Source organism: Brevundimonas sp., from assembly GCF_046295595.1.
GTDB lineage: Bacteria > Pseudomonadota > Alphaproteobacteria > Caulobacterales > Caulobacteraceae > Brevundimonas.
The window spans coordinates 46,960-72,647 of the sequence record NZ_JBKBMX010000003.1; the positions used below are offsets into that span (position 1 = coordinate 46,960).

The 25,688-nt window shown below is 67.8% G+C and carries 24 protein-coding genes; 17 read left to right on the forward strand and 7 right to left on the reverse strand.

Annotated elements, in window-relative coordinates; translation table 11 throughout:
- Positions 1-58 precede the first annotated feature (58 nt).
- From ettA to ACK4JY_RS02685, 4 genes are read left to right on the forward strand one after another with little or no spacing between them, the layout of a single operon-like run.
- Positions 59-1,726 (forward strand): energy-dependent translational throttle protein EttA, encoded by a 1,668-nt coding sequence (gene ettA / locus ACK4JY_RS02670; RefSeq protein WP_409602664.1) that lies wholly within the window; start codon positions 59-61, stop codon positions 1,724-1,726.
- Positions 1,727-1,750: 24 nt separating this feature from the next.
- On the forward strand, positions 1,751-1,984 hold the full coding sequence (locus ACK4JY_RS02675; protein ID WP_409602665.1) for a DUF433 domain-containing protein: 234 nt from the start codon (positions 1,751-1,753) through the stop codon (positions 1,982-1,984).
- Entirely contained in the window at positions 1,981-2,313 is a 333-nt protein-coding gene (locus ACK4JY_RS02680) for a DUF5615 family PIN-like protein (protein WP_409602666.1), read from the forward strand. Before ACK4JY_RS02675 ends, ACK4JY_RS02680 begins: the two co-directional genes overlap by 4 nt.
- A complete protein-coding gene (locus ACK4JY_RS02685) occupies positions 2,310-3,236 on the forward strand; it encodes a 2-hydroxyacid dehydrogenase (RefSeq protein WP_409602667.1) in 927 nt (308 codons plus the stop codon). The genes ACK4JY_RS02680 and ACK4JY_RS02685 overlap by 4 nt, the downstream gene beginning before the upstream one ends.
- A gap of 1 nt (position 3,237) precedes the next feature.
- Here ACK4JY_RS02685 and ACK4JY_RS02690 read toward each other — a convergent pair whose 3' ends face one another.
- A complete protein-coding gene (locus tag ACK4JY_RS02690) occupies positions 3,238-3,717 on the reverse strand; it encodes an EF-hand domain-containing protein (protein WP_409602668.1) in 480 nt (159 codons plus the stop codon).
- Positions 3,718-3,824: 107 nt separating this feature from the next.
- Here ACK4JY_RS02690 and ACK4JY_RS02695 point away from each other — a divergent pair, with 107 nt between their 5' ends.
- From ACK4JY_RS02695 to metH, 4 genes are all read left to right on the forward strand, one after another.
- Complete coding sequence (locus ACK4JY_RS02695; RefSeq protein WP_409602669.1) at positions 3,825-4,787, forward strand: ArsR/SmtB family transcription factor; 963 nt, start codon at positions 3,825-3,827, stop codon at positions 4,785-4,787.
- Entirely contained in the window at positions 4,784-5,740 is a 957-nt protein-coding gene (metF, locus tag ACK4JY_RS02700) for a methylenetetrahydrofolate reductase [NAD(P)H] (RefSeq protein WP_409602670.1), read from the forward strand. Before ACK4JY_RS02695 ends, metF begins: the two co-directional genes overlap by 4 nt.
- Positions 5,737-6,816 carry a homocysteine S-methyltransferase family protein gene (locus ACK4JY_RS02705; protein ID WP_409602671.1) on the forward strand — a complete coding sequence of 360 codons (1,080 nt, stop codon included), beginning with the start codon at positions 5,737-5,739 and terminating at the stop codon, positions 6,814-6,816. The genes metF and ACK4JY_RS02705 overlap by 4 nt, the downstream gene beginning before the upstream one ends.
- A 322-nt stretch (positions 6,817-7,138) precedes the next feature.
- Positions 7,139-9,805: a methionine synthase gene (metH, locus tag ACK4JY_RS02710; protein WP_409602672.1), complete on the forward strand. Its 2,667-nt coding sequence runs from the start codon at positions 7,139-7,141 to the stop codon at positions 9,803-9,805.
- A 129-nt stretch (positions 9,806-9,934) separates the two neighbouring features.
- On the opposite strand, the gene ACK4JY_RS02715 is transcribed toward metH, so the two are convergent.
- Complete coding sequence (locus ACK4JY_RS02715) at positions 9,935-10,477, reverse strand: hypothetical protein (protein ID WP_409602673.1); 543 nt, start codon at positions 10,475-10,477, stop codon at positions 9,935-9,937.
- Between the two features lie 142 nt (positions 10,478-10,619).
- Positions 10,620-13,748 (reverse strand): carboxypeptidase regulatory-like domain-containing protein, encoded by a 3,129-nt coding sequence (locus ACK4JY_RS02720; RefSeq protein ID WP_409602674.1) that lies wholly within the window; start codon positions 13,746-13,748, stop codon positions 10,620-10,622.
- Positions 13,749-14,288: 540 nt separating this feature from the next.
- Between ACK4JY_RS02720 and ACK4JY_RS02725 the strand changes: the two genes are divergently transcribed.
- Positions 14,289-15,191: an MBL fold metallo-hydrolase gene (locus ACK4JY_RS02725; RefSeq protein WP_409602675.1), complete on the forward strand. Its 903-nt coding sequence runs from the start codon at positions 14,289-14,291 to the stop codon at positions 15,189-15,191.
- Positions 15,192-15,194: 3 nt separating this feature from the next.
- On the opposite strand, the gene ACK4JY_RS02730 is transcribed toward ACK4JY_RS02725, so the two are convergent.
- Positions 15,195-15,887, reverse strand: coding sequence for a DUF1499 domain-containing protein (locus tag ACK4JY_RS02730; RefSeq protein ID WP_409602676.1), 693 nt, complete (start codon positions 15,885-15,887; stop codon positions 15,195-15,197).
- A gap of 4 nt (positions 15,888-15,891) precedes the next feature.
- Entirely contained in the window at positions 15,892-17,523 is a 1,632-nt protein-coding gene (locus ACK4JY_RS02735; RefSeq protein WP_409602677.1) for a long-chain-fatty-acid--CoA ligase, read from the reverse strand.
- Between the two features lie 130 nt (positions 17,524-17,653).
- On the opposite strand from ACK4JY_RS02735, the gene ACK4JY_RS02740 reads away from it, so the two are divergent.
- Together ACK4JY_RS02740 and udk are read left to right on the forward strand one after the other, a co-directional pair.
- Positions 17,654-18,061 (forward strand): hypothetical protein, encoded by a 408-nt coding sequence (locus ACK4JY_RS02740; RefSeq protein WP_409602678.1) that lies wholly within the window; start codon positions 17,654-17,656, stop codon positions 18,059-18,061.
- Positions 18,062-18,093: 32 nt separating this feature from the next.
- Positions 18,094-18,741, forward strand: a complete 648-nt coding sequence (gene udk, locus ACK4JY_RS02745; protein ID WP_409602679.1) for a uridine kinase — start codon at positions 18,094-18,096, stop codon at positions 18,739-18,741.
- On the opposite strand, the gene pdxH is transcribed toward udk, so the two are convergent.
- Positions 18,742-19,416 (reverse strand): pyridoxamine 5'-phosphate oxidase, encoded by a 675-nt coding sequence (gene pdxH / locus ACK4JY_RS02750; protein WP_409602680.1) that lies wholly within the window; start codon positions 19,414-19,416, stop codon positions 18,742-18,744.
- Positions 19,417-19,502: 86 nt separating this feature from the next.
- On the opposite strand from pdxH, the gene ACK4JY_RS02755 reads away from it, so the two are divergent.
- The 6 genes from ACK4JY_RS02755 to ACK4JY_RS02780 all read left to right on the forward strand — a co-directional run bounded on the left by ACK4JY_RS02755 (position 19,503) and on the right by ACK4JY_RS02780 (position 23,069).
- Positions 19,503-20,228, forward strand: a complete 726-nt coding sequence (locus ACK4JY_RS02755; protein ID WP_409602681.1) for a DnaJ C-terminal domain-containing protein — start codon at positions 19,503-19,505, stop codon at positions 20,226-20,228.
- Between the two features lie 9 nt (positions 20,229-20,237).
- On the forward strand, positions 20,238-21,323 hold the full coding sequence (gene aroC, locus ACK4JY_RS02760; RefSeq protein ID WP_409602682.1) for a chorismate synthase: 1,086 nt from the start codon (positions 20,238-20,240) through the stop codon (positions 21,321-21,323).
- Between the two features lie 85 nt (positions 21,324-21,408).
- The gene (locus ACK4JY_RS02765) at positions 21,409-21,603 is read left to right on the forward strand and encodes a BrnT family toxin (RefSeq protein WP_409602889.1); all 195 of its coding nucleotides are present in this window, start codon (positions 21,409-21,411) and stop codon (positions 21,601-21,603) included.
- Entirely contained in the window at positions 21,593-21,853 is a 261-nt protein-coding gene (locus tag ACK4JY_RS02770; RefSeq protein ID WP_409602683.1) for a BrnA antitoxin family protein, read from the forward strand. Before ACK4JY_RS02765 ends, ACK4JY_RS02770 begins: the two co-directional genes overlap by 11 nt.
- An 83-nt stretch (positions 21,854-21,936) precedes the next feature.
- Positions 21,937-22,632 (forward strand): pirin family protein, encoded by a 696-nt coding sequence (locus ACK4JY_RS02775; protein WP_409602684.1) that lies wholly within the window; start codon positions 21,937-21,939, stop codon positions 22,630-22,632.
- Positions 22,633-22,694: 62 nt separating this feature from the next.
- A complete protein-coding gene (locus ACK4JY_RS02780) occupies positions 22,695-23,069 on the forward strand; it encodes a VOC family protein (protein WP_409602685.1) in 375 nt (124 codons plus the stop codon).
- 56 nt (positions 23,070-23,125) lie between these two features.
- Here ACK4JY_RS02780 and lon read toward each other — a convergent pair whose 3' ends face one another.
- Entirely contained in the window at positions 23,126-25,522 is a 2,397-nt protein-coding gene (gene lon, locus ACK4JY_RS02785) for an endopeptidase La (RefSeq protein ID WP_409602686.1), read from the reverse strand.
- Between the last annotated feature and the right edge of the window lie 166 nt (positions 25,523-25,688).

Sequence of the window (25,688 nt, forward strand, 5' to 3'; positions counted from 1 at the left end):
GTCGCTACACCCGCGCCAACCTCCCCCGCACTCCAGACGACAGGGCGCGACGCAGCTTATGGCGCAGCAGTATATTTTCCAGATGCAGGGTCTCACCAAGACCTTCCCCGGCGGCAAGAAGATCTTCGAGAACATCTGGCTGAGCTTCTACAACGACGCCAAGATCGGCGTGGTCGGGGTCAACGGCTCGGGTAAATCCACCCTGCTGAAGATCATGGCCGGGCTGGACAGCGAGTTCACCGGCGAGGCGCGCGCCGCCGACGGCGTCAAGCGCGGCTATCTGGAGCAGGAGCCGCAGCTCGACGACAGCCTGAACGTCCGCGAAAACGTCGAGGCCTGGTGCGAGGAGAAGCAGTGGGTCAACCGCTTCAACGCCATCGCCATGGAGATGGCCGAAAACTATTCCGACGAGTTGATGGAGGAGATGACCGCCCTCCAGGAGAAGATCGACGCCGGCGACGTCTGGGATATCGACAGCCGCATCGAAATGGCCATGGACGCCCTGCGCTGCCCGCCCGACGACTGGGAGACGACCAACCTCTCGGGCGGTGAAAAGCGCCGCGTCGCCCTCGCCCGCCTGCTGCTCAGCAAGCCCGACATGCTGCTGCTCGACGAACCGACCAACCACCTGGACGCCGAGTCGGTGGCCTGGCTGCAGCACCACCTCGAGGCCTTCCCCGGCTGCGTCATCCTGGTGACCCACGATCGCTACTTCCTGGATCTGGTGACCAAGTGGACGCTGGAGCTCGATCGCGGCAAGGGCCACCCGCACGAGGGCAACTACTCCAGCTGGCTGGAAGCCAAGACCAAGCGGGTGGTGCAGGAGCAGTCGGAATCCGAAGCCCGCCAGCGCGCCCTGACCCGCGAACTGGAATGGGTCCGCTCGGGCGCCAAGGCCCGTCAGGCCAAGTCCAAGGCCCGTCTGGCCGCCTATGAGCGGATGGTCGACGAGCAGGAGAGCCTGCGCGGGGCCCAGACCCACGCCGTGATCCAGATCCCGCCCGGCCCGCGCCTCGGCAATGTCGTGCTGGAAGCCGAGGGCCTGGAGAAATCCTACGGCGACAAGCTGCTGTTCAAGGACCTGTCGTTCAAGCTGCCGCCCAACGGCATCGTCGGCGTCATCGGCCCCAACGGCGCCGGCAAGTCGACCCTGTTCCGCCTGATCACCGGCCAGGAACAGCCCGACGGCGGCACCATCCGCCTCGGCGAGACGGTCAAACTGGCCTATGTCGACCAGAGTCGGGACGATCTGGAGCCCAACAAGACCATCTGGGAGGTCATCTCCGGCGGCACCGACGTGATGATGGTCGGCAAGCGCGAGATCAACACCCGCGCCTATGTCGGCAGCTTCAACTTCAAGGGCGGCGACCAGCAGAAGAAGGTCGGCCAGCTGTCCGGCGGTGAACGCAACCGCGTCCACCTGGCCAAGACCCTGGCGACCGGCGGCAATCTGCTGCTGCTCGACGAACCGACCAACGACCTCGACATCGAGACGCTGCAGAACCTCGAGGAGGCCCTGGAAGGCTTCGCCGGCTGCGCCGTGGTCATCTCCCACGATCGCTGGTTCCTCGACCGTCTGGCGACCCACATTCTCGCCTTTGAAGGCGACAGCCATGTGGAATGGTTCGAAGGGAACTTCGAGGCCTATGAGGAAGACAAGAAGCGTCGCCTCGGCGTCGAGAGCCTGATCCCGCACCGGATCAAATTCCAAAAGTTTGGGCGCTGATCGTCCTGTGATATGATGCGGGGCATGAGCGACCTCATGTCCCGCATCACGATCGAACCGGGGAAGCGCAGCGGCCGGCCCTGCATTCGCGGGCTTCGGATCGCAGTCCATGACATTCTCGGCTGGCTGGCTGCGGGAATGACCGAGGCGGACATCCTGTCTGACTACGACGAGCTCGAGGCGGACGACATCCGGGCCGCCTTGACCTATGCCGCCAACGCGCTTGATCACTCCATCGTCACGGTCGCCGCCGCTTGAGGTTTCTGCTCGACGAGCATTTGCCGACCGGGCTGGCGACGCTGATTTCCGAACTCGGGTCCGACGCCCTCCATGTGAAGACCGAGGGCCTGCTCTCCGCCAGCGATGGCGACCTCTGGACTCTCGCCGCCAAGCTCGACGCCACGGTCGTGAGCAAGGACAGCGATTTCCTGGCTATGGCGCAGCGGGACGGTCGGCGAGCGGGGCTTGTTCATTTGAACCTCGGCAACATCTCCAACCGGGAACTCTATATGGCCGTTCGAGCCAGCTGGCCGCAGGTGATGGAGAAACTGCTGTCCGGCGAACCTGTAGTAGAGTTGCGCCCATGACCGACCGCCCCGCCCTCCTGATCATGCAGCGGCATCTGGCGCCGCTGACGCCCTTCCTCGAGAGCCGGTGGACGGTCTACCGGTTCTGGGAGGGGCCGCCGGTGGAGGCGCAGGCGGAGATACGGGCGCTGGTGGTGGCGGGCGAGTTTCCGCTGGACAAGGCGTTGATCGAACAGCTGCCGAGACTTCAGCTGATCGCCTGTTTCACCTCGGGCTACGACCGCATCGACGTCGACTGGTGCCGGGCGCGGGGCTTGCCGATCACCCATGCCCCGGGCGTGAACCATGAAGACGTGGCCGACCACGCCTTGGGTCTCATCATCGCCGCGCGGCGGCAGATCGTCGCCGGAGATCGCGCCCTGCGGGCCGGAGACTGGACCGCGGACTCCAAGATGATCACCCCGTCGCTGCACGGGCAAAAGGTCGGAGTCATCGGCCTGGGGGCGATCGGCGACGCCGTGGCGCGGCGGGCCGCGGCGCTGCGCATGACGGTTCACTGGTGGGGCCCGCGCGACAAGCCAGCCGCCTGGCCGCGCGCCGCCTCCCTGGTCGAACTGGCGAAGGACAGCGACATCCTGGTGGTCGCCTGCAAGGCCGACGACGGCAATATCGGCCTGATCTCGCGCGAGGTCATCGAGGCGTTGGGGCCGCAGGGGCTGCTGGTAAATGTGGCGCGCGGCCAACTGGTCGACGAGGACGCCCTGATCGCCGCGCTCAAGGACGGGCGACTCGGCCAGGCGGCGCTGGACGTGTTCGAGGACGAGCCAGCGGATGTCGCGCGGTGGACGGACGTGCCCAATACGGTCCTCACCCCGCATACGGCCGGGGCCACGACCGAGGCGGTTCAGGGCATGCTGATGTTGCTGCTGCAGAACATCGAGGCGGCCTTCGCCGGCGAGCCGCTGAAGACGCCGGTGCCCTAGATCAGACTCCGCCGGCCATGTCGGGGAAGGGCATGGTTTCCGGCTCCGCCGCCGGCATCGGCATGGCCGGCGACGCCGGCGGCGCCGCCGGGCGCGGGCGCTCGGTTTCGGACAGCAGGCCGTCGCCGTTCGCGTCCATGCGGTTGAACATCCGCTGCGCGCCTGCGGTCATCTCCTCGCGCGAGATGCGACCGTCATTGCTGGCGTCGGACTGGCCGATCATGCGGCGCAGCCGGCTGCCGCCCATGGCCCCTGCCGGGCCGCGACTGAGGACCGCCAGCTCGTCGCCGGTTACGGCGCCGTCCTGATTGGCGTCGAGCCGGTCGAACAGGCGATCCGCCCAGGCCGGAACGTGAGCGAGGGCGCGCGGCGGGCCCATGCCGCCGCCGGGGACGCCGGGGCCGGTCTGGGCCGCGGCCGGAGCGGCCAGCAGGAGGACGCCGAGGGCCGCCGCCGTGCCGAGGTTCGCCTGATAGGTCATGAGCCGGTCCGTCCTGTTGCGTCAGTCAGCGAGATTGTGCCTGAACCGGAGCCGTGGCCAGCGGTTTCCGCTTGCATAATCATATAAGGATATCTTTATATGATCTGATGACCCTGAGCGCTGACCAGACCGTGGAGGCCCTGCGCGCCGCCGGCGAACCCACCCGCCTGCGGGTGTTGTCGCTGCTCGCTGGCGAGGAGCTGTCGGTGATGGAGCTGTCGCGTGTTCTCGACCAGAGCCAACCGCGCGTCTCGCGCCATCTGAAGCTGATGACCGAGGCCGGGCTGATCGAGCGGTTTCCCGACGGCGCGCGGGTGTTCTACCGCCTGACCTCGGACGCCCCGGCGCGGCGGCTGATCGACACCGTGCTGGACGTGCTGGACGGCGACGACGGGGCGGCAGACGATCGTCGGCTGGAGGAGGTGCGGCGCGATCGCGAGGTCGCCGCCGGCGCCTATTTCGAACGCATCGCGCCCCAGTGGGACCGCATCCGCTCGCTGTATGTCTGCGAGACGGCGGTCGAGGCGGCCATTCTCAAGGCCGCCGGAGACGGGCCGTTCGAGCGGGTCGTCGACCTGGGCACCGGTTCGGGGCGGATGCTGACCCTGCTGGGCGAAAAGGCGACCGTGTCGCTGGGCCTCGACCTGAGCCAGAACATGCTCAATATCGCCCGGGCCAATGTCACCCGCGCCGGGCTGGACGGGGTCGAGCTGCGGCACGGCGACATCTTCTCGACCCGCCTGCCGGGGCAGAGCGCCGATCTGGTGCTGGTGCATCAGGTGCTGCATTACCTCGCCGATCCGGCCGCGGCCGTGGCCGAGGCGGCGCGGCTGGTCATGCCCGGCGGGCGGCTGTTGATCGTCGACTTCGCCCCGCACGCGCTGGAGCATCTGCGCGAGGAGCACCAGCATCGCCGGCTCGGCTTCGCCGACGCGGAGATGCGCCGCTGGCTGACGGAGGCGGGGCTGACGCCCTCGGCCGCCGTCGCCCTGCCGCCCGACACGGACGGCCTCACCGTGGTCATCTGGACCGCCGAACGCATCGCCGCATCGAAATCGAAAGTCGCATGACCACCTCCGCCCTCAGTCTCGCCCAGGCCCGCGCCCTGCTGCTGTCGCCGCTGGGCCCCGTGGCCCGCGCCGGGCAGGACGCCTCGCGTCCGCGCGTGTCGTTCGAGTTCTTCCCGCCCAAGTCCGACGAGGCCGAAGCCAGTCTGTGGAAGGCGGTGACCCGTCTCGCCCCGCTGGCGCCCGAGTTCGTTTCGGTGACCTATGGGGCCGGCGGCTCGACCCGCGAGCGCACCCACCGGACGGTCGAGCGCATCCTGGCGGAGACTCGCCTGACGCCGGCCGCCCACCTGACCTGCGTCGAGGCCAGCCGCGAGGATGTCGACGCCGTCATCGACAGCTATCGCGACATCGGCGTGCGCCACATCGTGGCCCTGCGTGGCGATCCTCCGGGCACGACCGGCATCGGCGGGGCCTATGTTCCGCGTACGGACGGTTACGCCAACGCCACTGAACTGACCGCCGCCATCACCGCCAAGGGCGGCTTCGACGTCATCGTCGGCTGCTACCCCGAAGGCCATCCCGAGAGCCCGTCGGCGGATCACGACCTCGACGTGCTGAAGGCCAAGGTCGACGCCGGCGCGACGCGCGCAATCAGCCAGTTCTTCTTCGACATCGACGCCTTCCTGCGTTTCCGCGACCGGGTGTGGGCGGCGGGCGTGACCACGCCGATCATCCCGGGGATCATGCCGGTGAGCAATTTCACGGGGCTGAAGCGGATGTCGGCGGCGTGCGGCGCGGCTGTGCCGGACTGGCTGGCGGCGCATTTCGACGGGCTGGACGACGATCCGGAGACACGCAAGCTGATCGCCGCCTCGGTGGCCGCCGAGACCTGCGCCCGCCTGCAGGAAGAGGGTTTCGCCGACTTCCATTTCTACACATTGAACCGCGCCGACCTGGTCTATGCGATCTGCCGGGTGCTGGGTGTGCGTGAGACGAAGGCCGCCACAGTATGAGTTCCCCCCTCCCCCGCAGCGAACGCATCGCCGCCCTCCATGCCGCCGCGAAGGAGCGTATCCTCGTGCTCGACGGGGCCTGGGGCGTGATGATCCAGCGCAGCGACCTGTCGGAAGAGGATTTCCGGGGAGACCGCTTCGCCGGCCACAACGGCCAGATGAAGGGTAATAACGACATCCTGTGCCTGACCCGGCCCGACATCATCGCCGGCCTGCACGACCAGTATTTCGCCGCCGGGGCCGACATTTCCGAGACCAACACCTTCTCGGCCACGGTGATCGCCCAGGACGACTACAAGCTCGAAGCCGACGCGGTCTGGGACATCAATCTGGAAGGCGCGAAACTGGCCCGCGCCGCCGCCGACCGGTGGACGGAAAAAGAACCGCACAAGCCGCGCTTCGCCGCCGGTTCGATCGGGCCGCTGAACAAGATGCTGTCGATGTCGTCGGACGTGAACGACCCCGGCGCGCGGCTGGTGACCTTCGACCAGGTCTATGACGCCTATCGCCATCAGGTGAAGGCGCTGAACGAGGGCGGGGTCGACCTGTATCTGATCGAAACCATCACGGACACGCTGAACTGCAAGGCGGCGATCAAAGCCATCAAGGACCTTGAGGACGAGGGCATGGAGGCCCTGCCGATCTGGATTTCGGGCACCATCACCGACCGCTCGGGCCGCACCCTGTCGGGCCAGACGGCGGAAGCCTTCTGGAACAGCGTGCGCCACGCCAAACCCTTCGCCGTGGGCTTCAACTGCGCCCTCGGGGCCGATCTGATGCGGCCCTTCATCGCCGAGCTGAGCCGCGTGGCGGATACGCTGGTGGCCGCCTATCCCAACGCCGGCCTGCCCAACGCCATGGGCCAGTATGACGAGGAACCGCACCAGACGGCCCATTTCATCGAGGAATGGGCCGCGTCGGGTCTGGTCAACATCGTCGGCGGCTGCTGCGGCACCACGCCGGATCACATCCGCCATACGGCGCAGGCGGTGTCGAAACTGCCGACGCGCGAGATCCCTGAACGGCCGGTGGCCATGCGGCTGTCGGGGCTGGAACCGTTCGAGCTGGTGGCGTGATGTCACCTGCGGAATATTTCTGGGAGCAGGCCGAGGCCTTGGCCTCCGGCCTCGCCACAACACGGCCGGACCCGGACGGGAACGCCGAACTCTTCATTCCGACAGCGGGCGGCACGCTTGAGATTACGAGGGACAGACGGTTCGTATCCGTAGCTTGGCGTGGGCTGTTCATTGAGGATCGATTGATCGAAACGCAGCAGGAGGCCGATTTCCTGCTGGCTGTCTGCGATGCCGTTCTGGCTGGGCACGCAGCGGATAGGGGCTCTGTGGCGACGGCCACTCTGAGTACGCGCGGCTACAATACGATTTGGAAGTCTGCCTGATGCGTCCCACCTTCATCAACGTCGGCGAGCGGACCAACGTCACCGGCTCGGCCAAATTCAAGAAGCTGATCATCGACGGCGACTATGCCGCCGCCCTGTCGGTGGCGCGTCAGCAAGTCGAAGCCGGGGCCTCGGTGATCGACATCAACATGGACGAGGGCCTGCTGGATTCGCAGCAGGCCATGATCACCTTCCTCAACCTGATCGCGGCCGAGCCCGACATCGCCCGCGTGCCGGTGATGATCGACAGCTCCAAATGGGAGGTCATCGAGGCGGGCCTGAAATGCGTCCAGGGCAAGCCGATCGTCAATTCGATCTCGATGAAGGCCGGCGAGGCCGAGTTCCGCGAGCAGGCCGTAAAATGCCTGCGCTACGGCGCCGCCGTGGTGGTCATGGCCTTCGACGAGGTCGGCCAGGCCGACACCGCCGCGCGCAAGATCGAGATCTGCACCCGCGCCTACCGCATCCTCGTGGACGAGGTCGGCTTCCCGCCCGAGGACATCATCTTCGACCCCAACATCTTCGCCGTGGCGACGGGGATCGAGGAGCACGACAACTACGCCGTCGACTTCATCGAGGCGACCAAGGTCATCAAGGCGACCCTGCCGTACGCCCGCGTCTCGGGCGGGGTGTCGAACGTCTCGTTCAGCTTCCGCGGCAATGAGCCGGTGCGCCGGGCGATCCACAGCGTCTTCCTGTACCACGCCATCCAGGCGGGCATGGACATGGGCATCGTCAACGCCGGGGACCTGCCCGTCTATGACACGCTTGACCCGACCCTGCGCGAGGCGGTCGAGGATGTGATCCTGAACCGGCCGCAGCGGACCAATATCTCGAACACCGAGCGGCTGGTCGACATCGCCCCCAACTACAAGGGCGACAAGGGCGTGGCCCGGGTCGTCGATCTGAAATGGCGCGACCAGCCGGTCGGCAAGCGGATCGAACACGCCTTGGTCAACGGCATCACCGACTATATCGACGCCGACACCGAGGAGGCGCGGCTGTCGTTCGAGCGGCCGCTGCACGTCATCGAAGGTCCGCTGATGGACGGGATGAACGTGGTCGGCGACCTGTTCGGTTCGGGCAAGATGTTCCTGCCGCAGGTGGTCAAGTCGGCGCGGGTGATGAAACAGGCCGTGGCCTGGCTGGAGCCCTATATGGAGGCCGAAAAGGCCGGCAAGCCGCGCGAACAGGCCGGACGCATCCTGATGGCCACGGTCAAGGGCGACGTCCACGACATCGGCAAGAACATCGTCGGCGTCGTGCTGCAGTGTAACAACTATGAGGTCATCGACCTGGGCGTCATGGTCCCGGCGGACCGAATCCTGGACGCGGCGATCGAGCACAAGGTCGACATCGTCGGCCTGTCCGGCCTGATCACGCCGTCGCTGGACGAGATGGTGTTCGTGGCGCGCGAGATGGAGCGGCGCGGATTCGACATCCCCCTGCTGATCGGCGGGGCGACGACCAGCCGCACCCATACGGCGGTCAAGATCGAGCCGGGCTATTGCAGCGGCTCGACCACCTATGTCATCGACGCCAGTCGCGCCGTCGGCGTGGTCTCGGGCCTGCTGTCAAAGACCGAGCGGGCGAAGAACGAGGCCGCCACGCGCGACGAATACGTACGCATCCGCGAGCAATATGCGCGCGGTCAGGAGGTCAAGGCGCGGGCGTCCCTGGCCGCCGCGCGCCAGAACCGCTTCCAGCCCGATCCGGCGACGCCCCTGCCCTGCGCCCCGTCCTTCCTCGGCGTGCGCGCCTTCGACAGCTGGGATCTGGGCGACTTGGCCGATCACATCGACTGGACGCCCTTCTTCGCCAGCTGGGAGCTGATCGGCCGCTATCCCCTGATCCTCGAGGACGAGATCGTCGGCAAGGCCGCGCGCGATCTGTTCAAGGACGCCCAGGCGATGCTGAAGCGGATCGTCGAGGAGAAATGGTTCACGGCCAAGGGCGTGGTCGGCTTCTGGCCCGCCAACGCCGTCGGCGACGACATCGCCGTCTGGGCCGACGAGAGCCGCACCGAAGAGATCGCCCGCTTCCACACCCTGCGGCAGCAGATCAGGAAGTCGAACGGCAAGCCCAATCTGGCCCTGTCGGACTTCGTCGCCGAAACGGGGCGGGACTATATCGGCGCCTTCGCCGTGACCGCGGGGCATGGCGAGCTGGAGATCGCCAAACGGTTCAAGGACGCCGGCGACGACTATTCCGCCATCATGGCCACGGCCTTGGCCGACCGTCTGGCCGAGGCCTTCGCCGAGGCGCTGCACAAGCGGGTGCGGACCGAGCTGTGGGGCCATGCGGCGGACGAGCAGACAACCATCGAGGACCTGATCGCCGAACAATACCAAGGCATTCGCCCCGCGCCCGGCTATCCGGCCCAGCCGGACCATACCGAGAAGGCGACCTTTTTCCGCCTGCTGCAGGCGGAAGACAATGCGGGCATGGCCCTGACCGAGAGCTTCGCCATGACGCCCCCGGCCTCGGTGTCGGGCCTGTATTTCGGCCATGCCGAAAGCCACTATTTCGGCGTCGGCAAGATCGATCCGGACCAGGTCGAGGACTACGCCCGCCGCAAGGGCTGGGACGTGGCCACGGCCGAACGCTGGCTGGCGCCGATCCTCAACTATGATCCCGGCGCCCCCGCGCGCAGCGACGCGGCCTGACGCTCTCCACGGCCGTCATTCAGGGGCCTGAGACGCGGATGACGGCCGTGGAGGCCGGAGTCTCCCCTGTCCGCCAATTCCTCGCGGGCCGTCTCCGAGCTCGCCGGAAATCCGTCGCCGGATTCCCCCCTATTCCAGCCCCACCTCCTCCGGCGTCGCCGGCGGGGTGGTGATGTTCCCGCGAATGCGACGCGCGGCGTGTTCGCAGCGGCCCGGCAGGCCGAAGAACAGGCCGAACGCCTGGTTGCGCCCCGCCTCGTCCTGATCGGCCAGCGGGGCCCAAAGGGCCGTCGCCGCGGCGGCCGCGGATTCAGCGGTGGCGCGGTCCGCGGCGGACTGGCGCGGAGCCGCGGCGTCGAGCGCCGAGCGGAAGTCGGCCGCCTCAAGCCGGCCCAACCGGATGATGTCGCGATCGAGATCGTCGGCCGTGGTCAGGGTCTCGCCGAGGGCGACATGGCCGTTCACCAGCGCCTCGCACCAGGCGACGAGCGGATAGTCGCCCTCCGGCGCGCCGCGCGGCAGCGGGGGCGCATAGGCCAGGGCCTCGCGATACCGCACGGCTTCGGCGGTCTCGCCGGCCGCCGGGGCGGCGGTGGCGATGGGGCCGTCCTGAGCGGCGGCGGCGGCGGACAGAGAAAGGAAAGCGGCGAAGGCGGCGGCGGTCTTGAACATGGTCATCCTGAACGTGGCGAGGGCGGGCGGAACCGGTCTCGGCGTGAAGCCAACGCTCCGGCCAGCCGGGACGTTGCGCGCGAACGAAAAAGGGCGGCGGACCGAAGTCCGCCGCCCTCATTCTCAACCGATCTTGTGGTCCTTAGAAGACCAGATCGAAGCCGAAGCGGATCTGGCGCGGCGACTGATAGCCCTGAACGGTGCCGTAGTCCGGGTTGGCACCGACGCCGTTGCCGGACGTACCCTGTTCCTCGTAGTCGATACCCGCCTGTTCATTGAACACGTTGAACACGTCGGCCCGCAGGGTCAGACCCTGACGCATGAAGCCGAAGGTCGGCAGTGTGTAGCGGAAGGCGAGGTCGAGGGTGGACACCCAGTCGCTCGTGAAGACCGAGCCGCGCGGGGTCGTAACCGCATAGTCGGCGTAGTTGGAGCCGTCGATGCCGGCTGCGGGAACGTACGGATCGGTGTTGCCGGCGAGGGCCAGAACGTCAGGGCGGCAGACGCCGGCCGAAGCTCCGTAGCCGAACGACAGTTCGTCGGTTGTCGCGCGGCTGAGGCAGCCGAAGTGACGCGGCGAGATCAGCGAGTAGTTGGCGCCGATCGTGAGGCCTTCCATGATCTGGTACGAGCCGAACAGCTTGAACTGGTGAGCGCGGTGGTTCGGCAGGAGGCCGTACTTGCCCTCGTTCAGTCCCAGGTGGTCGTACAGGATCGTCGAGCCGGCGTCGGCCTGATCGTTGTCGGACAGAACGGTGCCCTCGTAATTCCCTTCCGATTTGGACAGGGTGTACGAACCGTCGAGGCTCCACTTGCCGTCGAAGGCGCGCTCGAAACTCAGCTCGAGGCCGAAGTAGTCGCGACGGGCCGGCGGGATCATGGTCTCGGCGGCGGTGAAGGAGATGGTCGGACGCGAACCGTCCGGCAGGGCCTCGCGCACCAGGAAGGTCAGGTCCTGGCCCGGGTTGGCGATGACGTACTGGTGGTCGCCGCTGAACTGGAGGTAGCACTGGCCCAGCTGAGTGGTGGCGTCGCCGGCGTCGCCCGGAAGGTTCTCGTCGCAGTACTGGCGAACCAGATAGTCGACGGCAATGTCTTCCGAGACGTTGTTCAGCTTGCGGTAGTGCACCGCAGCGCCAACCGACCACAGATCGTCGATGCGGCGCTCATAGCCGACGATGAACTCGTCTTCGTTCGTGGCCTTGGTGCCTTCGGCGTATTTGGCGTCGGCCGGTTCAGCCGAGCCGTCACCGTTGACGAGGCAGGCGCGCAGGCCGGCCGCGCCGCCCGGAGCGCCGGCGGGGCAGATCTGGAAGTCACTCGACACAACCGGTGTTCCCAGGCCGCCGACCGGCGTACCGTCGGGGTTGGTGTCATAGGTGCCGCCGTTGGCGAAGTAGGCGCTGTAGAACAGGTCGGCGCCGCGGAAGCTCAGGTTCGAGGCGATCGGGATGAAGTAGCGACCGTATGAACCGTAGAACTTGTCGGTGTTGTTGCCGAACGGGTCGAGATTGAAGGCGAAACGCGGACCCCAGTTGTCGTTCAGCTCGATCACGTTCTGGCCGGCGAGGTTGTCGAGCGAGAAGGTGTCGTGACGCAGGCCAAGCTGGATGTTCAGGTCTTCGGTGATGTCCCAGGAGTCCTGAATGTAGAACGCCCGGTTATTGCCTTCGATGGGCGCGCCGCCGCCGCCGAGGGTCGCGACATAGGCCTCGAGGAAGTCGTCGCCGACCGGAGCGATCGAGCCTTCACCGGCGTAGTAGTAGATGTTGTAACCGCCGGTGCGCGTCACGGAGCGACGCAGGGTGGTGTCCTCGTTGTCCATGCCGAAGCGGACGTGGTGGTCGCCCATGGCGTTGAACATCACGTCGGCGTCGATCCGATAGAACTCACGCTCGGTCGAAAGGAAGTTGGTCGCGCTCGAGACGTTCGAGCCGGGAATGCGAATGGCCGGGCCCGTGCCACGGTCGCGCGGGCGGATATCCGCCGCGTAGAACGCATCGGGATCGAGCGGCGTGCTGTAGTTCTGGTCCTCATTGACACCATAGGCCGCCGACAGGGTGAACCAGTCGCTGAAGTTCCCGGTGTAGCGGGCGACCCAGTTCTCACCACCAACGTAGACGTTCGAGCCGCCGACGAAACCGCCGTCGGAAACGCGCGTCTGCTCGGGGCTATAGCTGCCCTCGGTGTTGAAATAGGTGAACTCGAGATGCTGGGTGTCGGTGATGTAGGCGTCGACCTTGGCGGCCCAGAACGGAATCTCATTGATCGTCGTGGTGCGAACGCCGGTCGTGGTCTCCGTACGGGTTTCCGACTCTTGCCACTGGTACAGGCCGTAGGCGTACAGGCGATCCCGAATGATCGGGCCGCCGGCCTCAGCAATGAGCGACCAGCTCTCGGAGTACGTGCGATCATTCAGAGTCGCGTCGTTTCCCGCCCGGGTCAGGATGTTCGGCGTATCTTCACGCAGGCTGTCCGGCGCATAGTTGCCGTGCAGCTCGAACGTGAATTCGTTGGTGCCCGACTTGGTGGTGGCGTTGATGATGCCGCCGGTGGCGCGGCCGAACTCGGCCGGATAGCCGCCCGTCTGGACGTCGATGGTGCGGTAGAAGTCGAACGGCGGGGTGGCGCCACCGACGTAGTTGTTGAAGTTGGTGATGTTCAGGCCGTTCACGTAGAACGCGTTTTCAGCAACCGACGAACCGCCCAGCGAAGGCTGGTTGCCGAAGCCCGAGTCGCCCTGGATGACCCGCGGGGCCAGCAGGGCCACGTCGGTCGCCGAGCGGCCGAGCGGAACGCGCTCGACCAGTTCGTCGACGTTGACCGTCAGGCCCGAGGTCGACTGGGTGAAGTCGAGTTCCGGGCGGCTGGCGATGACGACGACGTCGCCCAGGTTGGTGCCGCCGTCCGACGAGGTCAGGGTGAAGCCGTAGGTGGCGGTGCCGCCCACGCGAACCGCGACGTTGGGGTCGCGCGTGGAGGTCAGGCCCGGAGCGCTGACCTCGACGGTGTAGGAGCCCTGCGGCACCTGCGAGATACGGAAGCCGCCCGTGGCGTCCGTGGTCACGGTGCGGCCGTAGCCCTGCTCGTTGGAGGTGATCCGGACAGTCGCGCCGGCAACCGGCGAACCGCTGTCGTCAACCACGTTACCGGCGAGACCGCCAGTGGTGTAGTCCTGGGCCGAGGCCGAGGTCGGCGCCAGAACAACGGCCGCGACCGGCAGAGCGATCGCAGCCGCAAGAGCCACGCCGCCGATCATCGTACCGGCCAACAGGCGCTCACGAATGGTTTGGATCTTCAAAATGCATTCCTCCTGAAAAGCGACGGTGGTCGTGATGACCTGCCGCTACATGTCGCTCCACGCTCCGACTGCGCGTAGATTAAGCCGACCATAGCGGTGGGGCGTGTGACGTCTACCGCTATTACAATGTCGTAATTGGTTCGTCGCCGAGCTGTCGCAATCGCGCCACACTCCAGTCGCCCGGCCCCATCTCTCTGGCAAATTTCCTATTATTCAACGAGTTCTGAGTTTGGAAATCGTGTCCAAAGGCGCCACCTTGGCCGTATTTCGCCCGGTTTGGGTCGGCGTCCGGCTCGGTCAGCGGACAATCCCGACCCGGGCCGCATAGGGCGCGGGATCGGGGGTGCAAGACGCCGCGGCCAGTTGCGTCGCCATGAGACACAGAAGGGCCGCCGCGATGAGCTGGAGCCGTTTTGAGACAAACAGGGTAAGGGAAACGGCCATGTCGGACACTCAGGAGAGGGATTTCCGGTTCGCGACGCAAACCCGGCGCCGGGTGGGGCCGGCGACGTGATCCCCTTCGTGCGCGATCTGCAGGTGGACTACGGCCGGGTCGATGCGGTGTCGCCGCTGATCCGCCGGGTCATCGCCGCCAACCCCGGCCCCTTCACCTATACCGGGACAGGCACCTATATCGTCGGCCCCGCCGGCCCCGGCGCGGGCGTGGCGGTGATCGACCCCGGCCCGCCGGACGAGGCCCATTTGGCCGCCCTGCTGGCGGCGGTCGAGGGCCAGACCGTCAGCCATGTGCTGGTGACGCACACCCACCGCGACCACTCTCCCCTCGCCCGCCCGTTCGCCGACGCCGTCGGCGCGCCGGTGCTGGCCGCCCGGCCGCCGGCGCGAATCGTTCACGCCTCGGGCGCGCTGGACGAGGACGACGACGAGGCCTTCGTCCCGGATGCGATCCTGACCGGGGGCGAGGTCGTGTCCGGCGACGGCTGGACGCTCGAGGCGATGGCGACGCCGGGGCACGCCTCGAATCACATGGCCTTCGTGCTGCGCGAGGAGAATGCCCTGTTCAGCGGCGATCATGTGATGGGCTGGTCGACCACCGTGGTGGCCCCGCCGGACGGCGACATGGCGGCCTATATGGCCAGTCTGGAGGCGGTGATCGCGCGCCGCTTTTCCACCATCTGGCCGACCCATGGCGCGCCGGTCACCGAACCCGAACCGTTCCTTGCGGCCTATCGCGCGCACCGGCTGGAGCGGGAGGCGCAGGTCCTCGCCCACCTGGCGGACGGGCCGCAAACGATCATGGAGATGACGCCGGCGCTCTACGCCGCCGTGGACTCGCGCCTGTGGCCGGCGGCGGGCCTGACGCTGTGGGCCCATCTGATCGCCCTGCAGCGGGCCGGGCGGGTGCGGGCCGAGCCGGGTCCGGAGGTGGACGCCGTCTGGCGCCTGGTTTGACGCCTATTCGACGACACGCAGCCGCTCGCTGAGTCGCGTGGCCAGGCGGCAGGCCTCGCCGCCGTGCGACCGGCTGTCGCGGGCGGCGACGCGGACATCGGTGCGGCCGGGGCGGATACGGATCACCGCGTCATGCGCCGAGCCGAACCAGAAGCCGCGATGCGTGCCCGCCGCCCGGCCGACGTTGACGCGGCCTTGCACCGAAAAGCCGGATTCCTGCAGCGCCCAGACGGCCGCGGCCGGGGCGACCTGCGTCATGACCGGCGCGGCGCCGGGGCAGGCTTCCGGACCGCCGGTGACGGCGGGCCCGGGGCCGCCGCGTCGCGCGGCCAGATCGCCGAAGCCCGGGACCTCGGCCAGGTCGGTGCTGATGTCGTCCGGGGGGGCGTCTGCCAGGCGCGAAGCCTGCCAGGCGTAGCCGCTCACGGTGAGGGCGGACACGGCGATGGTCGCCGCCGCCAGCCACGCCGAGGCCCGGCGGCGCAGGGCGAAGACCAGCAGCATCAGGGCGGCGACGGCGGCGATCGCCGCCAGCCCCACCCCGACCCGCATGGCCAGCAGGTCGTGGCCGATGGCGTAGGTCCACAGGCCCGTCCGCGTCCCGAGGGCGGCGATCAGGACGAACACCGGCGCCAGGATGACGAGCGCCGCGAGCCGCGAGCCGCCCCCGGTCGATGCCCGCTTCAGCTCAGCCATGGTTTCAGCCTCCGGTCGGCAGGCGGTAGTCCTTCATCTGCTCGCGGACCAGCTTCTTGTCGATCTTGCCGGTCGCGCCCAGCGGGATGTCGTCAACGAAGACCACGTCGTCCGGCATCCACCATTTGGCGATCTTGCCCTGCAGGAAGTCGAGGTGTTCCTGCTTGTCCTGGTCGTGGCCCGGCTTGAGCTTGATCACCAGCACCGGACGCTCGTCCCATTTCGGGTGGGCGGCGCCGATCACGGCGGCCAGCTCGACCTTGGGGTGGCCCATGGCGAGGTTCTCGATCTCGATCGAGCTGATCCACTCGCCGCCGGACTTGATCACGTCCTTCGCGCGGTCGGTGATCTGCATGAAGCCCTGCGGATCGATGGTCGCCACGTCGCCGGTGTCGAAGAAGCCCTCGTGGTCGAGGATGTCGCCGCCCTCGTCCTTGAAATAGGCGCCGGCGATGGTCGGCCCCTTGATCATCAGCCGGCCGTAGGTGTGCCCGTCGTGCGGCATCTCCTGGCCGGCGACGTTCTTGAGCTTGAGCTCCACGCCCAGCGGCGGCGTGCCCTGTTTGACCCGCCACTTCATCTGCTCGTCGTACGGCAGGGCCTTCAGTTCCGGCGGCAGGTTGGACAGGGTGCCGATCGGCGAGGTCTCGGTCATGCCCCAGCCCTGCAGCACCTCGATGTCGAACTCTTCCTGGAAGGCGCGGATCAGGCTTTCCGGCACGGCCGAGCCGCCGATCAGCACGCGCTTGACCGTCGGGATCTTGAGATTGTGTTCGCGCAGGTGAGCCAGCAGCCCCTGCCAGACGGTCGGCACCGCGGCCGAGAAGGTGACGCCCTCGCTCTCGATCAGCTCATAGATCGCCGCCCCGTCCATGCGCGCGCCCGGCATGACCAGCTTGGAGCCGGCCGCCGGGCCGCCGAAAGCGATGCCCCAGGCGTTGGCGTGGAACATCGGCACCACCGGCAGGATCACCTCGCTGGGCGTCGCCCCCAGCACCGTGGTCTGCAGTCCCAGCAGGGTATGGATGAAGTTCGAACGGTGCGAATACAGCACCCCCTTGGGATTGCCGGTCGTGCCCGAGGTGTAGCAGAGGCCGCAGGCGGTCTGTTCGTCGAAGCCGCCCCAGACCGCGTCGTCCGAAGCCGAGGCCAGCAGCGCCTCATAGCATTCGGCGCCCGGCAGCTTCGTCGCCGGCATATGCAGTTCGTCGGTCATGACCACGACCCGCTGAACCGAGGGGCAGTGCGGCAGGATAGCTTCCAGCAGGGGAATGAAGGTCAGGTCGACGAAGATGATCTTATCTTCGGCGTGGTTGATGATGTAGATCAGTTGCTCGGGGAACAGGCGCGGGTTCAGGGTGTGGCAGACCGCGCCGATGCCCATGACGCCGTACCAGGCCTCGATGTGGCGGCCGCTGTTCCAGGCCAGGGTGGCGATGCGGTCGCCGACCTGAACGTCCCAGGCCTTCAGCACGCCCGACACCCGTCTGGCCCGGGCGTGGATCTCGGCATAGGTGGTGCGCACGATCGGCCCCTCGACCGAGCGGGTCACGACCTCGCGGTGACCGTGCCAGTTTCTGGCGTGGTCGATGATCTTGTCGACCGTCAGCGGCCAGTCCTGCATCATTCCGAGCATCGGTGTCCCTCATACTGCATCCGCTGGTCGGGACGCTTGGCCGTCAAGCTATCGGCGGCCCGGCGGATACGCAACGTGACGCGGGGTCAACGAACGGTTCGGAAACCCTGCCTGCGCTAAGCAAGCGCGCATGGATCAGACCCCCGGGCATGCGAGCGAAGCTCGAGCAAATCCGTCCATCGGCTGGCCGATGCCGTGGTGGAGCCTGCTCGCGGGTTGCGGCTTCGTGGCCTTAATGACGACCCCGGCCGGACTGGCGTTCGGGTTCGTGATGATCTGGGCGATCATAATGCTCGCCATGCCGTTCATGATGATCAGCGCCGCTATCGGAGGGCCGGCCGGCAACCATATCGCCTTTGGTCTGGCCCTTGCGACCTATATCCTCGTGCCGGTGCTGGTCGCGGTCCGGGGCATCCTGAAGGCGCCAGACCGGTCGGCCCGTGCGCTGCAGATCAACGGGCTGGTTCTCTGGCTGGCTTTGCTCGTGGGGGTCGCCGTGTCCCTGCGGGCACTCGTTGAGGCCTGGCCTAGCCACTAGCCCGGATGTTAGCCGGGCCGTAGAAGCGGCCCATGCCCATTCTGATCGCCATCACCGGAGGCTCCGGCTCCGGCAAGAGCACCCTGGCGGAGACCCTGCTGGACGCCCTGCCCGCGGGCGCCGCCGTGCTGGTGCGCGAGGACTCCTATTACCGCGACGCGGCCAGCCTGCCCGGCTTCGACGCCGCCACCTTCGATTTCGACGACGTGGCGGCGCGCGATCACGAACTGATGATCACCGATCTGGCCGCCCTGAAGGCCGGGCGCGAGGTCGTCGCCCCGGTCTATTCCTTCATCCACCACGGGCGCGAGCCGGGCGGCGAGCCGGTGCGCGCCGCCGATGTGGTGATCGTCGAAGGCACCCATGTGCTGTGCACCCCGGGTCTGGTCGAGCTGTTCGACATCCGCGTGTTCGTCGACACCCCGGCCGACATCCGCTTCATCCGCCGGCTCCTGCGCGATCAGGCCGAGCGCGGCCGGACCGCCGATTCGGTGATCCAGCAGTATCTGGCCACCGTCCGGCCGGGGCATGAGCGGCTGACCGAGCCGTCGCGGCTCAACGCCGACTTCATCATCGCCGACGCTACGGCCGCCGTGCGGCTGGACGACCCGCAGGCGGTGGTCCGGCTGGCCGCGCCGGTGCTGGCCCACCCCCTGCTGGCGGACCTGCTGGCCGGTTGATCAGGGCCAGAGCCGCGTCTTGCTCCAGCCTGTCCCGGCCCGCTCGAAGCGCAGCCGGTCGTGCAGGCGGAACGGCCGGTCGCGCCAGAATTCGACGCTGTCGGGAATGACCCGCCAGCCGGTCCAGCGCTCGGGGCGCGGCACGTCGGTCCCGGCGAAGCGGGCCGTCTCGCGCGCCACGGCCTGCTCCAGCGCCTCGCGGCTGTCCAGCGGCCGCGACTGGTCCGAGGCCCAGGCCCCGATGCGGCTCTCGCGCGCCCGACTGGCGAAATAGGCGTCGGCCTCGGCGGCGCTGACCGGCTCGACCGAACCGCGCACCCGCACCTGGCGCCGCAGCGACTTCCAGTGAAACAACAGGGCCGCCGACGGATGCACCGCCAGCGCCTCGCCCTTTGCGCTCTCGCGGTTGGAGTAGAAGGTGAAGCCGCGATCGTCGACGTCCTTGAGCAGAACGATCCGCGCGTCGGGGATGCCGGCGGCGTCGACGGTGGCCAGGGTCATGGCGTTGGCGTCGTTCGGCTCCGTCGCCTTCGCATCGGCCAGCCAGTCGACGAACAGGCCGATCGGCTCGGGCCGCTCGAAGGCGCTCTCGTCGCCATTGGAGGCGAGGGCGGCGGCGTAGTGCTCCGCATACTCTTCGCGGGTCGGGCTGGGCGGGATCACGGGCGCGGTCATGGCCTGCAGATAGACCCTCCGGTCCCGCTTGGGGAGAGGCGTCACGGTTAACCGGACCTTGACCATGTCGGGCGCCTAAGTGGGCCATGCGCGCCCGTTCCCGATCCGAGGTCGCCTCCCTCAGCGAGGCCCACGCCCTGCTCGGCCTGAGCGGTCCGACGGCGGAGCCCGTCCTGACCGCGGCCTTCCGCGCGGCGGTCAAGGCGGCCCACCCCTCGGCCCCGGGCGGCGACGCCGATCGCTTCCGCAAGGTTATCGCCGCCTGGCGGCTGATCCAGAGCCGCGACCGTCCGCTGGCGCTGGCCGGGCCGACGATCCGACCGCCCTCCCCGCCCGTGGTGGCGATCGGCCCGATGGACGCGCTGAACGGCGGCCGCGTCGCGGTGCGGCTGGCCGGGCGCACCCTCGATGTCCGCCTGCCCCGCGGAATGCGCAGCGGCGAGCACCTGCGTCTGCGCGGCGCGGGCCTCGGCGGGGCCGATGTCTATCTGCCGGTGCTGGTGCGGGCCGCCAACGGCATCAGCGTGCTCGGCGACGACCTGTTCATGGACTGCCCGGTGCCGACCCGGCTGCTGGAAGACGGCGGGCGGCTGGAGATCGACACCCACGCCGGGCCCCGCTCGGCCTGGATCGTCGCGGGACAGGCCCCCCTGCGCCTGCGCCTCAAGGGGCTGGGCCTGCCGGCGCGCGGCGGCCGCGCCCAGGGCCATCTTTTCGTCGCCCTGCAGCCGTCGGAGGACATCCCCTCGGCGGCCGAGGATCTGCTGGTCCGCTTCACCCGCGTCTGGACGCCGGACCGGCTGGCGGCTTAGGTCGCTTCCATGTCGCACAACACCTTCGGCCATCTGTTTCGCGTGACCACCTGGGGCGAGAGCCACGGTCCGGCCATCGGCTGCGTCATCGACGGCTGTCCGCCGTTGATACCCCTGACCGAGGCCGATCTGCAGCCATGGCTGGACCGGCGCAAGCCCGGGGGCAGCCGCTTCGTGACCCAGCGGCAGGAAAGCGACACCGCCCGCATCCTGTCCGGCGTGTTCGACGATGGAGACGGTCCGGTCACCACCGGCACGCCGATCGCCGTCCAGATCGAAAACGAGGACGCCCGTTCGAAGGACTATGGCGAGATCGCCCGCGCCTTCCGTCCCGGCCACGCCGACGTCACCTATCAGGCCAAATACGGTGTCCGCGACCATCGCGGCGGCGGTCGGTCGTCGGCGCGCGAGACTGCCGTGCGCGTCGCCGCCGGGGCCGTGGCGCGCAAGGTGCTGGGCGAAGGCGTCCGCATTCGCGCCGGCGTGGTCCAGCTGGGCCCGCACCGGATCGCGCCCGAGGCGGTGGATTTCGACGCCGTCTACGACAACGCCCTGTTCGCCGCCTCGGCCGGGGTCGTGCCGGCGTGGGAGGACTACCTCGACGGCGTGCGCAAGGCCGGCTCGTCGATCGGGGCCGTGGTGGCGCTGGAAGTCACCGGCGTGCCCGCCGGCTGGGGCGCGCCGGTCTATGGCAAGCTGGACGCCGAACTGGCCGCGGGCCTGATGTCGATCAATGCGGTCAAGGGCGTCGAGATCGGCGCCGGCTTCGGCTCGGCCGAACTGTCGGGCGAGGACAATGCCGACCAGATGCGCCTCGGCGACGACGGCCGGCCGGTCTTCCTGTCGAACCACGCCGGCGGCGTGTTGGGCGGCATATCGACGGGCCAGCCGGTCACCGCCCGCATCGCCTTCAAGCCGACCTCCTCGATCCTGACGCCGCGCCAGACCATCACCCGCGACGGCGCCGAGACCGATCTGCGCACCAGGGGCCGCCACGACCCCTGCGTCGCCCTGCGCGGCGTGCCGGTGGTCGAGGCCATGGCCGCCTGCGTGCTGGCCGATGCGCTGCTGCGGCACCGGGCGCAGACGGGTTGAATTCCCGCAGCAAATCGTATATACAATGAAGGTCCTCTTCGATCCGGCCAAGGATGCGGCGAACATCGAATAGCACGGGATATCCCTGTCCCGCGCCAGTGATTTCGAGCTGATCGCCGTCTTCGATGATGACCGCCGAGACTATGGAGAACGTCGGCGTCGCGCCTATGGCCTGATCGACGGGCTGACTTACTATCTCGCCTATACGATCCGCGGTCGCATCCGGGCCATCAGTCTTCGCCGCGCCCACGCCAAGGAGTTCAGACGCCATGTCCGATGATGTCCAACTCGACGACAATCCTGACTGGACCGACGCCGATTTCGCCAAGGCCAAGGGACCGGAAACGCTATCGGCGGCCGAGTTGGCCGCCTTTCCCCGCACGCGTGTCCGCAGTGTTCAGAAATCCCCGACCAAACGCCCGATCTCGCTGCGCGTCGACGCCGACATTCTGGAGTCGTACCGCGCGACCGGCCCCGGGTGGCAGGGCCGGATGAACGATGCGCTGCGCAAGGCCATGCCGCGCACCTGACCCCTTTCCGCCACCGACACTGTTACCTATATGGCGTTCGAACGGTGCGCCACAGGTCGCGCGCCCCTCTCGGGAGACCCCTCATGATCGACGTCCGCCCCTTCAACACCCTCGGCGGCGCCAACCACGGCTGGCTGAACGCCAAACACCATTTCTCCTTCGCCAACTACTACGACCCCGCGCGCATGAGCTGGGGCCGGCTGCGCGTCTGGAACGACGACGAGATCGCGGCGAAGTCGGGCTTTCCGCCTCACCCCCACGCCGACATGGAGATCATCACCTATGTCCGCACCGGGGCCATCACCCATGAGGACTCGCTGGGCAACAAGGGCCGGACCGGCGCCGGCGACGTCCAGGTGATGAGCGCGGGGACGGGCGTGCGTCACTCCGAGTTCAACCTCGAGGACGAGCTGACGACCATCTTCCAGATCTGGATCGAGGCCGATGTCCGCGGCGCCAAACCGGCCTGGGGCGCCAAGGCGTTTCCGAAGAGCGACCGCACCGGGAAATTCTCGGTCCTCGCGTCCGGCGACGCCGCCGACGAAGCCCTGACCATCAACGCCGACGCCCGCGTGCTGGGCGCGACGCTGAACGCCGGCGAAAGCCTGACCTACAGCCTCGCCGCAGGTCGTCACGCCTATCTGGTCCCCGCCGTCGGCGCGATCGAGGTCAATGGCGTGGCCCTGAACGCCCGCGACGGCGCGGCCATTAAGGATGAGGCCCAGATCACCATCACAGCCACGGCCGACGCCGAACTGGTGATGGTCGACAGCCTCTGACCCCTGTTCTCCACGACGGCGCCGGGTGTAGCCTCCCGGCGCCGTCGCCCCGGAGAGCCGTCATGACCGCCCGCTTCACCCAGACCTGCCACGTCCTCGCCGTCCCCGACGTCGAGGCGTCGGCGCGTCACTACATCGAGGCGCTCGGTTTCGATCCGCTGGATATCCCGGCCCCGGGCTGGCGCTTCGTACAGCGGGGCCCGGTGCGGTTCGATCTGGGCGAGTGCATCGACGCCACCCCGGCCCGCGAGTTGGGCGATCATTCCTGGGTGGCGCGCATCTTCGTCGAGGGCATCGACGCCTATCACGACGAGATCGCGCCGCGCGGCGCACAGATCACCTCGCGCCCGACCACCAAACCGTGGGGCCTGCGCGAGATGGGCGTGACCACGTTGGACGGTCACCGTCTGGTCTTCTGCGAAATCGTCCAGCGATAAGAAAAACCCCGCCCGGGTTGCTGCGGGCGGGGTTTCCTTTTGTCGGTTTCGGACCGTCAGTGGGTCGCGACCACCGTACCGGAGTCCTGCACCGGCGGCGGGGCGGGCAGCGGGTCGGTCGCCTCGTCCCATTCCACGGCGGTCAGCTCGCCGGTGAGGGCCCATTTCAGGGCTTCGTCGGCGGTCTTGATCGGGATGATCTCCAGCGCGCCCTTCACATTGTCGGGCACGTCGGCGAGGTCCTTCTCGTTCTCTTCCGGGATCAGCACCGTCTTGATGCCCGAACGCAGGGCCGCCAGCAGCTTCTCCTTCAGGCCGCCGATGGCTGTGACCCGGCCGCGCAAGGTGATCTCGCCGGTCATGGCGATGTCCTTGCGGATCGGGATGCCGGTCAGGACCGAGACCATGGCCACCGTCATGGCCACGCCGGCCGAGGGACCGTCCTTGGGCGTCGCGCCGTCCGGCACGTGCACGTGGATGTCGGTCTTCTCGAACGCCGGTGGTTTGACGCCGATGCTGAGCGAGCGGGCCCGGACATAGGAGGCGGCGGCGGAGATCGACTCCTTCATCACCTCCTTCAGGTTGCCCGTCACGGTCATGCGGCCGCGGCCCGGCATCTTGATCGCCTCGATGGTCAGGATCTCCCCGCCGAACTCGGTCCAGGCCAGGCCGGTGACGATCCCGACCTGATCCTCCTCGTCGGTCTCGCCGTAGCGGAACTTACGAACCCCGGCGAACTCGGCCAGCTTGGCCTCGTCGATGGTGATCGACAGCGCCTTGGTCTTGGTCATCTCCCGCACCGACTTGCGCGCCAGACCGCCCAGGGCCCGCTCCAGCGACCGCACCCCCGCTTCCCGCGTGTAGTAGCGGATCAGATTGCGGATCTGCTCGTCGGGGACGATGAATTCGGCCGGCTTGAGGCCGTTCTCTTCGGTCACCTTGGGCAGGACGTGGCGCTTGGCGATCTCGACCTTCTCGTCCTCGGTGTAGCCCGACACCCGGATGATCTCCATCCGGTCCATCAGCGGCTGGGGCATGTTCAGGCTGTTGGCCGTGGTCACGAACATGACGTTGGACAGGTCGTAGTCGACCTCCAGATAGTGGTCGCCGAACGCATTGTTCTGCGCCGGATCCAGCACCTCCAGCAGGGCCGAGGACGGGTCCCCGCGCCAGTCGGCGCCCAGCTTGTCGATCTCGTCCAGCAGGATGAAGGCGTTGGTGGTCTTCACCTTCTTCATCGACTGGATGATCTTGCCCGGCATCGAGCCGATATAGGTGCGGCGGTGGCCGCGTATCTCGGCCTCGTCACGCACACCGCCCAGCGACATGCGGATGTATTCCCGGCCGGTGGCCTTGGCGATCGACTTGGCCAGCGAGGTCTTGCCGACGCCCGGAGGGCCGACGAGGCACAGGATCGGGCCCTTGAGGCTGTTGGTGCGCGACTGCACCGCCAGATACTCGATGATCCGTTCCTTGACCTTCTCGAGGCCGTAGTGGTCCTCCTCGAGGATGGCCTCGGCCTTGTCGAGATCGATCGGCTTCGACTTGGCCTTGCCCCACGGGATCGACAGCAGCCAGTCGAGGTAGTTCCGCACCACCGTCGACTCGGCCGACATCGGGCTCATGTTGCGCAGCTTCTTGACCTCGGCCTCGGCCTTGGTCCGGGCCTCCTTGGACAGGCGCGTCTTACGGATGCGCTTCTCCAGCTCCATGATCTCGTCACGGCTGTCGTCGGTCTCGCCCAGCTCGCGCTGGATCGCCTTCATCTGCTCGTTCAGGTAATATTCGCGCTGGGTCTTCTCCATCTGGCGCTTCACGCGCGAGCGGATCTTCTTCTCGACCTGCAGGACGCTGATCTCGCCCTCCATCAGGCCATAGACCTTCTCCAGCCGAGACGGCACCGAGATGGTCTCCAGCAGGCCCTGCTTGTCGGCGATCTTGACCGACAGATGGGCGGCCACCGAGTCCGACAGCTTGGACGGATCGGTGATCTGGGGGATGGAGCTGAGCGCCTCGGGCGGCACCTTCTTGTTCAGCTTCACATAGTTTTCGAACTGCTCGATCACCGCGCGCAGCAGGGCTTCGGACTGGGCCGGCTCGCCCGGATCGTCGGCGATCTCGACCGCCTCGGCCTCGAAATATTCGGTGCGGTCGGTGAACCGGGTCAGGCGCGCGCGGCTCTTGCCCTCGACCAGCACCTTGACGGTGCCGTCGGGCAGTTTGAGCAGCTGCAGCACGGTGGCCAGGACGCCGGTCGGATAGATGGCGTCGGCCTGCGGGTCGTCGTCGACGCTGTTCTTCTGGGTGGCGAGCAGGATCTGCTTCTCGCCCTTCATGATCTCGTCGAGCGCCCTGACGGACTTCTCGCGCCCCACGAACAGCGGCACGACCATGTGCGGAAAGACGACGATGTCCCTCAGCGGCAGGACGGGCAGGGTTTTGGTCTCGGACATGATGCGTACTTTCACTGGGCTCTCGTTGATCTCGAGCCCGCCGGGCCGGCGTTCGGAGCGCCTGTGCCCCGCCGTATCGACTCGGCCCGCCGATCGGCGGCCTTCGGATGAGTATGTGGTTCGGATCGCGCGCGGTTCAAGCGTGACCGACCGGGGACCGCCGCTT

Excerpts from the sequence above, each read along its gene's own strand:
- ettA (WP_409602664.1), top strand. The coding sequence starts at position 59 with ATGGCGCAGCAGTATATTTTCCAGATGCAGGGTCTCACCAAGACCTTC.
- ACK4JY_RS02675 (WP_409602665.1), top strand. The coding sequence starts at position 1,751 with ATGAGCGACCTCATGTCCCGCATCACGATCGAACCGGGGAAGCGCAGC.
- ACK4JY_RS02685 (WP_409602667.1), top strand. The coding sequence starts at position 2,310 with ATGACCGACCGCCCCGCCCTCCTGATCATGCAGCGGCATCTGGCGCCG.
- ACK4JY_RS02690 (WP_409602668.1), bottom strand. The coding sequence starts at position 3,717 with ATGACCTATCAGGCGAACCTCGGCACGGCGGCGGCCCTCGGCGTCCTC.
- ACK4JY_RS02695 (WP_409602669.1), top strand. The coding sequence starts at position 3,825 with ATGACCCTGAGCGCTGACCAGACCGTGGAGGCCCTGCGCGCCGCCGGC.
- metF (WP_409602670.1), top strand. The coding sequence starts at position 4,784 with ATGACCACCTCCGCCCTCAGTCTCGCCCAGGCCCGCGCCCTGCTGCTG.
- ACK4JY_RS02705 (WP_409602671.1), top strand. The coding sequence starts at position 5,737 with ATGAGTTCCCCCCTCCCCCGCAGCGAACGCATCGCCGCCCTCCATGCC.
- metH (WP_409602672.1), top strand. The coding sequence starts at position 7,139 with ATGCGTCCCACCTTCATCAACGTCGGCGAGCGGACCAACGTCACCGGC.
- ACK4JY_RS02715 (WP_409602673.1), bottom strand. The coding sequence starts at position 10,477 with ATGTTCAAGACCGCCGCCGCCTTCGCCGCTTTCCTTTCTCTGTCCGCC.
- ACK4JY_RS02730 (WP_409602676.1), bottom strand. The coding sequence starts at position 15,887 with ATGGCTGAGCTGAAGCGGGCATCGACCGGGGGCGGCTCGCGGCTCGCG.
- ACK4JY_RS02735 (WP_409602677.1), bottom strand. The coding sequence starts at position 17,523 with ATGCTCGGAATGATGCAGGACTGGCCGCTGACGGTCGACAAGATCATC.
- ACK4JY_RS02740 (WP_409602678.1), top strand. The coding sequence starts at position 17,654 with ATGGATCAGACCCCCGGGCATGCGAGCGAAGCTCGAGCAAATCCGTCC.
- udk (WP_409602679.1), top strand. The coding sequence starts at position 18,094 with ATGCCCATTCTGATCGCCATCACCGGAGGCTCCGGCTCCGGCAAGAGC.
- pdxH (WP_409602680.1), bottom strand. The coding sequence starts at position 19,416 with ATGACCGCGCCCGTGATCCCGCCCAGCCCGACCCGCGAAGAGTATGCG.
- ACK4JY_RS02755 (WP_409602681.1), top strand. The coding sequence starts at position 19,503 with ATGCGCGCCCGTTCCCGATCCGAGGTCGCCTCCCTCAGCGAGGCCCAC.
- aroC (WP_409602682.1), top strand. The coding sequence starts at position 20,238 with ATGTCGCACAACACCTTCGGCCATCTGTTTCGCGTGACCACCTGGGGC.
- ACK4JY_RS02770 (WP_409602683.1), top strand. The coding sequence starts at position 21,593 with ATGTCCGATGATGTCCAACTCGACGACAATCCTGACTGGACCGACGCC.
- ACK4JY_RS02775 (WP_409602684.1), top strand. The coding sequence starts at position 21,937 with ATGATCGACGTCCGCCCCTTCAACACCCTCGGCGGCGCCAACCACGGC.
- ACK4JY_RS02780 (WP_409602685.1), top strand. The coding sequence starts at position 22,695 with ATGACCGCCCGCTTCACCCAGACCTGCCACGTCCTCGCCGTCCCCGAC.
- lon (WP_409602686.1), bottom strand. The coding sequence starts at position 25,522 with ATGTCCGAGACCAAAACCCTGCCCGTCCTGCCGCTGAGGGACATCGTC.